This is a genomic window from Paenibacillus sp. 2TAB23, assembly GCF_052115165.1.
Taxonomy (GTDB): domain Bacteria; phylum Bacillota; class Bacilli; order Paenibacillales; family Paenibacillaceae; genus Pristimantibacillus.
Window position 1 is genome coordinate 48,886 of the sequence record NZ_JBFRGD010000008.1, and the last position, 12,288, is coordinate 61,173.

Below are 12,288 nucleotides of genomic sequence, written 5' to 3' on the forward strand. Positions count from 1 at the left end.
GTAAGAAGCAATGAATTGGCTTAGTAGATAACAGGAGGCAGAATCGATGAACCGAAACTACTTCAAATCCAAACTGTTTATGAAATATATTTGGTCCTACTTATTCATATTACTCATCCCTTTAATTCTAATGACCGTCTTTATCTATCAAAATGCAGTCACGAATCTACGCTCCGAAATCGAACAATCCCGTCTCGGCCAATTAACGCAAACCAAAGTAATCATAGACGGTAGAATGAAAGAGCTCGGAGAGATTGCATCCCGCATCTCCTATGATAAGAGGCTGACGCCATTCCGGGTTCACGACTCCTACTACAGCGGCGAAGCGATCGAGGCGCTGGACCAATACAAAGCGACTAGCTCGATCATTGGCGAATTGTTCTTGTATTTCCACAAGGATGAGAAAATTTATTCGGCCAAAGGATTATCCGACTTCGATGTATTCGCCAGCAGCTTCAGCTTCAACAGTTGGGGCAATGAAGCGGTTGTGCAGGACCTGAACGACGTTAGATTCCCGACGATGCGTCCAGCCGATACGGTCATTCGCAACGCCAACATGAAGGAGTCCATGCTCGCCTATCTCGTTCCGATTACGCCATACAGTCCGAATCCCCATGGGACGATCATGTATCTGATCAAGGAATCCGAGCTCACAAGCTTAATCGATTCCGTTCTCGGCAATTATCAGGGCCTTACCTATATTCTAGATAACAAAGGCCAAATACTGGTCGACAACCGGCAGGGAGAAGCTCTAACGAATACAGAGGCGAAGTCGCTTTTCGGTCTTTCGTCCGGCATCCACGACAAAATTCTTAACGGCAAGCCGCACTCGATCGTATCCGTGACGTCCGAGAACAACGGCTGGACGTATGTGACCGTCATGCCCAGCTCGCAATTTTTCAGCAGTGTCGTACATGTTCGCAGCTTCATCGTTCTCTTATTCATCATTGTCGTGCTTGTCGGCGCCGCCATCGCGCTCGTACTGGCCCGTATGCAATACCAGCCGATATCTACGCTTGTCGAGTTCGCCAATTCTAAATCCAAGCCCAAGCTAGAAATGGACAAATCGGCAGGCAGCGGAAACGAGCTTGACCGGATCCGAACGGCGCTGCAGGAGTACAGCTCCCGCATCGATCTGCAAGAGCCGTATGCGCGCAACCACTTCCTGTCCATGCTCCTCAAATACGGCAATGCGCAAAGCCTGGCGCCTGAGCTGCAGGAAGCCTTTGATCTTCATTTCGACCGCGGCAGCCACTTTGTCATGGTCATCGGCTGGAGCGAAATGGAGGATGAACGTCAGGAGCGTCAAGAGCTGATCGAGCTGCTAGCCCAGATCGAATTTCCGGAGCTGGCTGCGCATGCCTACGGCGTAGAGCTTCCGCAGCTGGATCAAATCGCACTCATCATCAGCTTCAACCATAGTCAAACGGAGCAGCCTTTCACAGCCGTTCGTCACATTGTCGAAGCTGTACGATGCAGCATGCTGGAGATGTTTGACGTTACGCCTACCATTGCGGTCGGTACCTGCTATGCTAGCCCGAACCAATTGAACCAATCCTTTATCGAAGCTTGCTCCGCGTTCGAGCTGCGGGCAGCTAACGGCCACGGTACCGTTACGTATTTCGAGAACCTGCTTCATACGCCGGACCACACGTTCTGGATACCGAACAATACGCTTCTGAAGCTTTCTCAAAGCCTGAAGCTGGGAAGCTACGATGTAGCGGCGCAGATCATCAGCCCGTCTATCCGCAGCCTGCAAACATCCGAGCTGTCCGCATTGCTGAAGCGGTGCATTTGCTTTGATGTTCTCAATACGATGCTCAAAACCGCGTCTGAGCTTGGCATTCCGCATTTGACTCCCGACATGGCGCCGAATATGATCTACAGCCACTCGCTGGACGAGCTGGAGAACGGCCTGCTTCAGCTTGCCTCCCGCATTTGCAAGCAGGTAGAGCGAATCAACAAGAAGGAAGAGCAGTCGCAGATCGATAAGATCGTTTCCTACATTGACGACCGATACACGGATCATACGCTTAGTCTCGAGTCGATTGCCTTCGAGTTCGGGATATCGCCGTCCCATGTCAGTCGGTCGTTCAAAGAAAAGATGGGCCTTAACTTCATCCCATACATTTGGCAAAAAAGAATGGATGAAGTGATGCGCCATTTGAAAACATCCAACGCTCCGCTGAAAGAAATCATTGTGCAGGTCGGTTACCTGGACACGCCAAACTTTATTAGGAAATTTAAGAAGGAAACGGGCTATACCCCCGGCCAATACCGCAAGCTGTATGGAGAGAACAGCCAGACCCTTCCTGCATCCGAGCTCGAAGACGATGAATAGGCGATAGACAAACACCCGGTCACGGATAAGCATGACCGGGTGCTTCTCGTTTCCTGTTTCATGCACGGATTGGCTTTTGGCTTATGTCCTATCTGTCATATGCGCTTTGATAAAGCTCAGCAATCCGGTCTCCGCCCATTTTTTTAATTTGAGCCAAGTAAGTATCCCAATTCGCCAGCGATTCCTGTCCTGTTACGAACTTCGCTTCCATCTGCTTCACATACGTGTTCAAATCCGATAACAAAGCAGATGCTTCGGTTTGCTCTTCATTCGTCAAATAAACGTTAGGGTATGGCGATTTGGCAATTGGCGTCAGCTTCTCTGCATTTTGTTTATCGATCCATAAATCGAACTCGCTGCGAAGTCCCAAAGCAAGCTCGCCCGAATTCATTCCTGGCGTCAGAATGCCGTAGTTCGGCGTAATCTTACCACGGTACTCTTCACGGTCGCCGCCGCCTGGAACCGGAAGCCATTCCTTCTCGTGCGTTGCTTTGTCCTTATATTTCCAAAGCAAATCCTCTGGGCCTTGGTTGAACAATGTCGCGCCTTCATAGCTGTACAAATAATCTACCCAGCGCATCGTCGCCTCTGGAGCGGGATTGCTGCTCGTGATCGCGAAGGTGCCGTTCGCCGATATGCCTGGATGCTTGCCGTAAACCGGAGACCCCGCGATCTCGCTTTGTACAGGCGCCATTAACGGGTTATCCTCGCTTGGCTCGCCGCCTAGCGTAAAGTAAGGGAAATAGTCATTGAACACGGCAACCTGATTGTTTTTGCCTTTTGCTTTCTTCTGCTCGTCCGTTTGCGAGAACGTCTCATGGTCAAGCAGCTCTTCTTTCCACAGACGGTTCAAGAAAGTTAAGTAGCCCTTATAGCCTTCTTCCTGCGGCGTATAATGTACCTTGCCATCCTTATCCGCATAGACGACCTCATCATAGATCCCCCAGAAGCCGAGGAAATACATCCGCAGATCATCCAGCTTAACCGAGGTAAGCGGAATTTCATCCTTTTTCCCGTTCCCGTTCGCATCTTCGTCCTTCACGCGCTTCAGGTAGGCATAGAGCTCTTCCGTCGTCTTAGGCTCCGCTGCTCCGAGCGTTTTCAAGAACTTGCCGTTGTACCACATCGGTCCGCGGTACCATACGGCCGCTAGATCGATATTCGGCAGCGCGTAGATATGCCCGTCCGGCGTAGTAAACGACTTGCGGATATCGGGATGGTCGTCAAAAATCTTTTTGATATTCGGCGCGAAGCCTCCATCAATATATTTCTCAAGAGGAATCAGGACGCCTTGGGAGCCGTATGTGACTTGCTCTGCCGGCTTAAGATCAGCTGCATAGAACATGTCTGGCAAATCGCCGCTGGCAAAAACCAGGTTTTTCTTGGTCGCGAAGCTGTCCAGAGGTGCATTCTGATACTCCAGCTTAATGCCTGTCAGCTTCTCCATCTCTTGCAGCACGGGCATTTGGGTCCAGTCAGCAACGCCGACGTCCTGAGACATCATCTTGAGCGTAATCGGCTCGCTAACAATCGGGAAACCTTCCTTGCTGACTCCTTCTGCCTCGCTGGATGTCGATGTTTCGCTGCCGGCATTGCTGCCATTGGTTGACCCTTCATTGTTCGGCGAGCCGCAAGCAGTCAATACGGAGATGAGCAGCGTGACGCACAATAATAGCGATGATGCCTTATGTACCTTTTTCATCCAAAATCCCTCTCCCTTATCTAATCATTTATGAGCAAAATCAGCCCTTTACGGAGCCAATCATGACACCTTGCACAAAGTAACGCTGAAGAAACGGATACACAGCGATGATCGGTGCCGTCGCTACGATAATGACGGAGTATTTGACCAAAGCGGCGATCTCGGCTTTGCTGTTAAGCGCCGAGGCAGTTGACGCGTCTATCGCGCCCCCGCCCTGCGCAGACATCTCCTGCAGGACAAGAATTTGGCGGAGGACAAGCTGCAGCGGGTATTTGGCGGCATCGTTCAAGTAGATCAATGCCGAGAAATAGCTGTTCCAGTTGCCAACACCATAGAACAAAGCCATTACCGCAATAATCGGCATCGACAACGGCAGAATAATTTTCATAAACAGCCTTATATTGCTGCATCCGTCGATTTGCGCAGCTTCCTGCAGCTCCTTCGGAATCGAAGACTGGAAGAACGTACGGGCTACGATGATGTTCCATATGGAGGCAGCCGACGGAATGACGATCGCCCAGATCGTATCGACCATTCCGAGCTCCTTAATAAGCAGATAGCTTGGTACAAGGCCGCCGCCGAAGAACATGGTGACCATAAACATGCCCATAAAGAAGTTGCGTCCTGCAAAATCTTTGCGGCTAAGCGCATAGGCAGCCGGCAGCGTCACAAACAGATTAATGGCCGTTCCCACTACCGTGTACAGAATCGTATTTCCATAGCCTCTCCAAATGCTCGCGTTTTGGAATACGCGCTCATACCCTTCGAATGTAATGCCTTTGGGCAATAGCCACATTTCGCCTGAGCCGACCAGCTTGGGATCGCTTATTGAAGCGCTGATCATATAAATGACAGGGTAAGCTACAATAATAAACGCCACGAGCACGTAAATATAGTTGAATGCGAGAAACAGTTTATCTTTGCCGGTTTCTTTCACAGCTGAAATCATCAGCCGCACCTCCTTCTTCTACCACAAGCTGTTTTCATTGGTACGTCTTACGATCTGATTCGCGACCACAAGAATAATGGCATTAATAACAGAATTGAATAAGCCGATTGCCGTGGAGAAGCTGTACTGCGCATCCACAAGTCCCGATCGATAAACGAATGTCGAGATCACGTCGGAGGCTTCCATGTTCAATGAATTTTGCAGCAATAGAATCTTTTCAAACCCTACTCCTAGCAGGCTTCCCATATTGAGGATCAATAAAATGGTCATCGTAGGGACAATCGTCGGAATATTGATATGGATGACCCGTTGGAACCGAGAGGCGCCGTCGATAATCGCTGCTTCATGCAACCCTGGATCAACGCCTGACAGCGCTGCCAAATAAATGATCGTTCCCCAGCCCGCGCTTTGCCAAACGCCCGAGAGCACATACATCGTCTTGAACCATTTCGGGTCCGTCAAGAAATCGGGTGAGTCGAAGCCGAGCCATTCGATTACATTCGTAACCATCCCTGTCGAGGGAGACAGAAACGTAATGATCATGCCCGCCATCACAACGACCGAAATAAAATGCGGCGCGTATGTCACTGTCTGAGCGAGTTTTTTAAAGGAGCCGCCCTTCAACTCATTGAATGCGAGTGCCAGAATAATCGGTATCGGAAATCCGACAGCAAGTTCATATAGGCTAATGCTCAATGTGTTCCATAACAAGTCCCAGAAGTAATAGGAATTAAAAAACCGGATAAAATGATCGAACCCCACTCCTGGACTTCCCATAATCCCCTTTGTCGGGATAAAGTTTTTGAATGCGATTTGTATGCCGTACATCGGCCCGTAAGAGAAAATGAGGAAGTAGAAAAATGCGGGTGCAATGAAGAGATACAGCTGCCAGTTCTGAAGCGCTTTTCTCCATCCTCTATTCTTCGCCTTCCCGGGTTCCAATTGCATACTGCCTGTTGCGATCCTTTTCGCCTGCTGCACAGGGTTCACTCCTTTCGGTTTCGTTATGGCTGCGTGAGCTTCGTGATCCTCGTTCGGATATCCCCCGTTGCTCTCGCTTACCTTTACAACGATAGCCTACAAATTAAAAAATCGTAAATATGTCATTCTTAGTAACGCATGAAATCGAGCACTATAATGAGAAAGCGGTTACTGCGCCGCAAGTTTGATTATTCAGATAACTTTAGTAATGTGTCATTTTTGTCCCGAAAACCCTTTGTTTATCGCGTCGCGCAAGTTTTACCAATCGTTTCGGGCAGGTGAAATAAGTTTAATTTTGAATAAGGCTGGTAAAATCAAGAATGACATGTATGCGCTTTCAGTCATTTTCGTCCTTTATCGCGTTTACAGCTTGGCAGGATGCCTCTATTCGTTGCAGAAATAAAAAAGCCACGCCGCGTTCAATGAACGCCTGCGTGGCCTTTGGTGCTATCGCTGCTCATTACAACCTGAAATTATCTAAATTAATCCCGATGCTTTCAAAATGCGCTGTGCTAGCATGGCGACTTCCGCCCGCGAAATCAAATCTTTCGGCGCAACCAGCTTGCTGGTTTTACCGGATACGATTCCGGACTGCAAGCAAGCGATGATGCTCTCTTTTGCCCAGCCTGAAATGTTATCGCTATCCTCGAACTGGCTAAGTACTTGCTCCGCATCATTTTCTTGAAGCTCCGCTTGAAGGCCTGTTAGCTTCATCATTTTTGCGATAATCGTCATTGCCTGTTCGCGGGTGATCTTATCGGTCGGCTTGAAGGTATGTTCCCCGAATCCGCTGATCAGATCATTGGCATACGCGGTTTGAACATAGCTGCTGTACCAATCCGATGCCTTTACATCCGTGAATGCACTTGAACCCGGCTCTGGCTTAAGTCCGAGTGCGCGAACGATAATAGCCGCAAACTCTGCACGTGTAATCGCTTGATCAGGCTTGAATGCATTGGCGCTGACACCGTTGATGATTTTGCGCGAGCCCATATCGTTCACAGCATCCATCGCCCAATGATTCGCAACATCCGGATACGTGATTGGGTTCCATATGACGGCATAGGTGCTGTTCGTTAAGCTGTTTATAGCTGCATAAGTTTTGCCCTCAAGAATGACAATCTTTGTAGGTACATGGCGAATGGTTCCATCCGCCTCGACAACAACGCCCGTCGTTATTTTTTTCGCGTCTACGCCAGCAGGAATTGCCGCCATTCTTTCCACGTATTCCTTGAACTGATTCCATTCCATAGACGAATTTCCGCTCCTCGCCTTGATGCTGAAATCAAGCGGAGGCAATACGATCGTGTATCCGCCTTTAATCGCTGCTTCATCAGCCATTTTTACGATTTGTGCAGACGACTTCGACATTTCGATTTCCAGCTTTATATTCGCAAGGCTTGCGTCTTGGCCAAGCTGTTTGGCGAGCTCGCTGACTGAAATACGGTTCGCTGGGAGCGTATAGGCTCCAAAATCCGTCTGAAGCAAAAGAACGACTTCCATCTGCTCCAGCATTTGAATGGTTTGTCCCGTAAGCTCTGCAATAAATACGTCAGCAGCCGTGTTTAATTGGATCGTAATCACTTGGCCTTTTCCGGCAATCATTTGTTCCAGTTTAGCCGGATCGAGCGCAACTTTTTTGACGGTTTGATCACCGCGTGTCGAGCTGGTCATGATTCCAATTGTCATTGGTTTCCCGTTTATCAGAATCGGAACATCCGAATTCACCGAAGGCGAAGTTAGGGGAATTATCGTAAACTCGGCAACCGCATGCAAATCTGCCGTCACTTCCAGGTCTGTTCTACGCGCTGTCGTTATGCCGTCACTCCAGCCTGTAAAGGTATAACCCGGGTCTGGCGCTGCCGCTACCTCTGTTCCATCAGAGCCATGATTCACCTTTTGAGTGGTCATGCCCGAAAGGCTTCCACCGCTGCTCGTTGTATATTCCAGCGTATATTCATTGATAGCGAAGCTTGCGCTAACCTGAATATGATTGCTAACGCTGCTATCCGTACGAGCAGCGTCTAAGACTCCGTCACTCCAGCTAACAAAATGGTAGCCTGCAGCTGGGACAGCAGTAACCGTTGCTCCGCTTGCTCCATGATTGACCGTTTGCGAGGTGGAACCCTCCAAGCTGCCATTCATACCGGCCGTATAATTCAACGTATATTCACGGATGGCAAAGTGTGCAATCAAGCTCTTATTGCTGGTAATGTTCATATCTGTTCGGCTTGCAGCCGTTTCGCCATCACTCCAGTCTACAAAGTCGTAGCCTGTATCTGGAATTGCCGTTACTTCTGTTCCGTCTGCACCGTGGTTCACTTGCTGCACAGTCACGCCGTCTAGCGTACCTCCTGCATCTGAGGTATATGTCAGTGTAAACGTATCGATTGAGAAATTCGCAGTTACACTTTTGTTTGCCTCCACCTGCAGGTCGATTCGGCTAGCTTCCTGCACACCGTCACTCCAGCTTACAAAGTGATAGCCTGCAGCCGGTGATGCCGTTACCGTCGTTCCGTCATCTCCGTGCTTCACCGTTTGCGTGGTCAAACCGGATAAGCTGCCATTCTGGCCTGCTGAATAAGTCAGCGTGTATTCATTAATCGCAAAGCTTGCGCTCACGTTTATATTTCCCGTAATGGGGCTGTCTGTTCTGCTTGCAGTCGTTGCGCCATCGCTCCAGCCCACGAAGTGATAACCCTCGTCGGGCTTAGCCGTTACCATGGTTCCGCTTGAGCCGTGGTTAATGTTTTGTGATGACGTGCCTTCCAAGCTTCCGCCCGCATTCGCAGCATATTGCAGCGTATATTCATTGATCGCAAAGCTTGCGACAACGCTGACGCTCCCCGTAACAACGCTGTCTGTACGCGTAGCTGATAATTCACCGTCACTCCAGCTTACAAAGTGGTAACCCGCATCTGGCGTGGCCGTTACCGCCGTACCGTTTAAACCATGGTTTACCGATTGCGAAGCTGTTCCGGTTAACGTACCGCCATCGCCAGCCGTATAGTTCAGCGTATATGCATTGATAGCGAAGCTTGCTGTCGCAGCAATATTTCCTGTTACATTGACGTCCGTGCGAGCCGCATCCATGATAGCGTCGCTCCAGCCGATAAAGTGATAGCCTGTGTTCGGTACCGCTGTTACCGTTGTTGCATCCGAGCCATGATTCACCGTCTGTCCGGTCGTCCCTGTTAAGCTTCCTCCAGCTCCTGCCGTATACGTCAATGAATAGGCATTTATTGCAAAATTCGCCGTAACGTTTTTGCTGCCCGTTACTTGGAGATCTGTCCGGCTTGCAGCCGTTTCCCCGTCGCTCCAGTTGACAAAATGGTAGCCTGCAGCTGGTTTCGCCGTTACTTCCGTCCCGTTCGAGCCGTGATTCACGGTTTGGGAAGCCGTGCCTTCAAGGCTGCCATTGGCACCCGCGGAGTAGGTCAACAAATATTCGTTTATGGCAAAATTCGCTGTTAAGCTTTTGGCCTCTATAACATTCGTTTCCGTGCGTGCTTCCGCCTCGACACCGTCACTCCAGTTCACAAAATGATAGCCTGTATTCGGTGTTGCCGTAACTAATGCTCCATCTTCACCATAGTCCACATTCTGAGAGGCTAAGCCTGTTATCGTCCCGCCTGCACTCGCCGAATAGGACAAGGCAAACGTATCGATCGCGAAGCCCGCGCTTACTGCTTTATTGTCTGTTACGTTCGAATCTGTACGATTCGCGGTTGCATAACCGTCACTCCAGCCAGTAAAGTGATAATGAGCATCGGGTACAGCCGTAATTTCTGTTCCGTCCGAGCCATGAATCACACTCTGATTGTCGATACCGCTCAAGCTTCCTCCGGCATCCGCTGTATAGGTTAAGCTGTATACCTTAATTTCAAAATTCGCCGTTACGCTTTTATCGGCAAATATGTTATTATCCGTACGGGTTGCTGCTGTTTCGCCGTCACTCCAGCTTACGAATTGGTATCCAACATCCGGTACTGCCGTAACTGCCGAACCGCTCGCACCAGGCGTTACCCCTTGCGCTGCAGCACCTGTCAGGCTCCCGCCTGCCCCAGCCGAGTACTCTAATTGATATTGCCCGATTAAAACCGTCCCATATTCCCCAACGGCCATGAAAGTCTCACCATCATAAACAGCGGCATATAACGGATTTGTCGTTCCTGACTCACGAGCTGTCCATGTCTGTGCATCCGTCGAGCTTAGAATCGTTCCGTTGTTTCCTACGATTAAATAGGTGCCTTTTCCGTAGGTCGCGCCCCAGAATGCGGTAGTCGTATGCGTTGCCGGCGGATTGCCCAGCGTCCATGCTGCTCCGTCAGATGAAGTCAAAATTTTGCCGCCGCTTCCTACTGCGAGAAAAACGCCGTTCCCATATGTAACATTCCGAATGTTTGAAGTAACCGTAGAATTGCTTGCCGTCCATGTCACAGCATCCGGCGAGGTCAAGATCGTGCCAAGGCTTCCGACAGCGACATAGAGTCCATTGCCGTATGCAATCGCATTCAATGTGCCGCTTCCTTGAGAATGCCGAGATGTCCACGTCACGCCATTTGTTGAAGATAGAATAAGCGGCGTTGCATTAAAATCGATATCGTAAGTGGCTCCAACTGCCACATAGCCGTTGCCTCCATAGGTTACGCCGAAGAATGCGTTCCCTGTGCCATTGTTTTGACGATTCCAGTTCAATCCATCTGCGGAGGTGGATATTTGACCGTAATCTTTTTGTTGCCCATAATAGTAATCTCTATAATAACCTACACCTACGAAGCCATTGCTGCCGTAAGTTACGCTTCTCAGCTCATGTGAAGTCCCTGTCGTTCTGGTGCTCCAAGCTTCACCGTCAGTTGAAGTACGATAGAGATCTCCATTCTGCATGGGACCGTTATTTCCCGTAAAGGGCATAGGAGGTGTTCCCACTGCCACAAATGTCCCATTGCCATGCGTTACTCCTCGCAATGCTGTAGCTGCTCCAGATGATTTCGATGTCCATGTCAAGCCCTCAACCGCATCCTGCGCGGCAATGGCATGAACTTTTTCGCTTCCAAACTGCGAAAAAGGCAGCATGCCAAATAGGATGACTAATGTCATCATCGCGGCCAATCTTTTATTCCATTTTTCTCTTTTCATTTCCTGATCTCCCTAACTCATAGTTTGTTTCTGCAAGATGCCTGTTATCAAGAAATTAACATGCTATCAACGTTTTGCCTTTCTCCTTCCCGAACATGTTTCAAGCTGCTAGTTACCGTACATCGTCCGACAATAGCATCTCTCAATCATCCCATTCTACCAAATATGTCGACAATTATCGCTATTTTTCGACATAGAAAAGAAATAATGTTTTATGCGAGTTATGGAAATGGTTAGACAGAATAATAGATAAATAAAAACGGCTGTATCCATTCAAAAATGCCTATCATGGTTGTCTGTATTAATCAAAAAACAAGGCATACCCTGAGTTCAGTTCAAGAACTCAGAATATGCCTCGTATTTATATAACTATAAAGACACCAAATAAGGTACTCTTCCCTTAAATTGTACAACCTCTCGAATGCCTTTGCTGTGCAGCAGCTCAATCGCTTCTTCAAACCCTTGCTCGATATGCCCGACCTGATGTGCATCTGAACCGATCGATACGGCTCTGCCGCCTAAATCCACATACATGTCGAGTATATACGAATGCGGATGAATCCAGCCTTGTCGATACAGTCCGGTTGTATTCAGCTCCAGCACCTTTTGCTTCTCTATGATTAGCTTTAATATATCGTACAAAATAGGCTTGCATGCCGCGATATCTTCTTCGTGCACCGGAAATGTCGTATATCTCACCACATAATCCAAATGGGCAACGATATCGTAATTTCCCATCTGGTCGACAGCCTCTCTTACATGTGTAAAATAATGCCTAAGCCTTTGCTGGATCGGCAAATCATGAAACGCCTTTTCTGAAAAATCCAGCCTCCCGTCATTATGCGCTGACAACAAAATGACGTCAAATACGCGCTGAGCCAAGTAATCGTTGATGACATCCTTATAATCGCTTCGAAAGCCGACCTCAATGCCTTTTCGAATCTCCACAGCATAGCGCCTTGATAGCTCTTCCACTTCTTTATTGTAGCTCTCCCAGTCAATATCCACGTCCTGCTTGAAATATTTGCAATCAAACTCCAAATGGTCTGTCGTCACGATAGCAGGCTTCCCCCGTGCAATTGCATATTGCACAATCTCTGCAAGCGTTGAGCTCGAGTCGGGCGAATAGGATGAATGTACATGCTGATCAATCAAAATTGTAGGTATTGTCATTCT

The 12,288-nt window shown here is 48.8% G+C and carries 6 protein-coding genes; 1 reads left to right on the plus strand and 5 read right to left on the minus strand.

Translation table 11 applies throughout. The features are described 5' to 3' along the window. Positions 1 to 46: 46 nt before the first annotated feature. Entirely contained in the window at positions 47 to 2,341 is a 2,295-nt protein-coding gene (locus tag AB4Z29_RS13570) for a helix-turn-helix domain-containing protein (protein ID WP_441943584.1), read from the plus strand. An 88-nt stretch (positions 2,342 to 2,429) separates the two neighbouring features. Here the strand turns inward: AB4Z29_RS13570 and AB4Z29_RS13575 are convergent, their stop codons facing one another. The 5 genes from AB4Z29_RS13575 to AB4Z29_RS13595 form a co-directional block, all read right to left on the minus strand. After that, the gene (locus AB4Z29_RS13575) at positions 2,430 to 4,043 is read right to left on the minus strand and encodes an extracellular solute-binding protein (protein WP_441943585.1); all 1,614 of its coding nucleotides are present in this window, start codon (positions 4,041 to 4,043) and stop codon (positions 2,430 to 2,432) included. 40 nt (positions 4,044 to 4,083) lie between these two features. After that, positions 4,084 to 4,992, minus strand: coding sequence for a carbohydrate ABC transporter permease (locus AB4Z29_RS13580; protein WP_441943586.1), 909 nt, complete (start codon positions 4,990 to 4,992; stop codon positions 4,084 to 4,086). A gap of 18 nt (positions 4,993 to 5,010) precedes the next feature. Beyond that, positions 5,011 to 5,940, minus strand: a complete 930-nt coding sequence (locus AB4Z29_RS13585; RefSeq protein ID WP_441943735.1) for an ABC transporter permease — start codon at positions 5,938 to 5,940, stop codon at positions 5,011 to 5,013. 510 nt (positions 5,941 to 6,450) lie between these two features. After that, positions 6,451 to 11,112 (minus strand): InlB B-repeat-containing protein, encoded by a 4,662-nt coding sequence (locus tag AB4Z29_RS13590; RefSeq protein ID WP_441943587.1) that lies wholly within the window; start codon positions 11,110 to 11,112, stop codon positions 6,451 to 6,453. A gap of 369 nt (positions 11,113 to 11,481) precedes the next feature. Further along, complete coding sequence (locus AB4Z29_RS13595; RefSeq protein ID WP_441943588.1) at positions 11,482 to 12,285, minus strand: histidinol-phosphatase HisJ family protein; 804 nt, start codon at positions 12,283 to 12,285, stop codon at positions 11,482 to 11,484. Positions 12,286 to 12,288 lie beyond the last annotated feature (3 nt).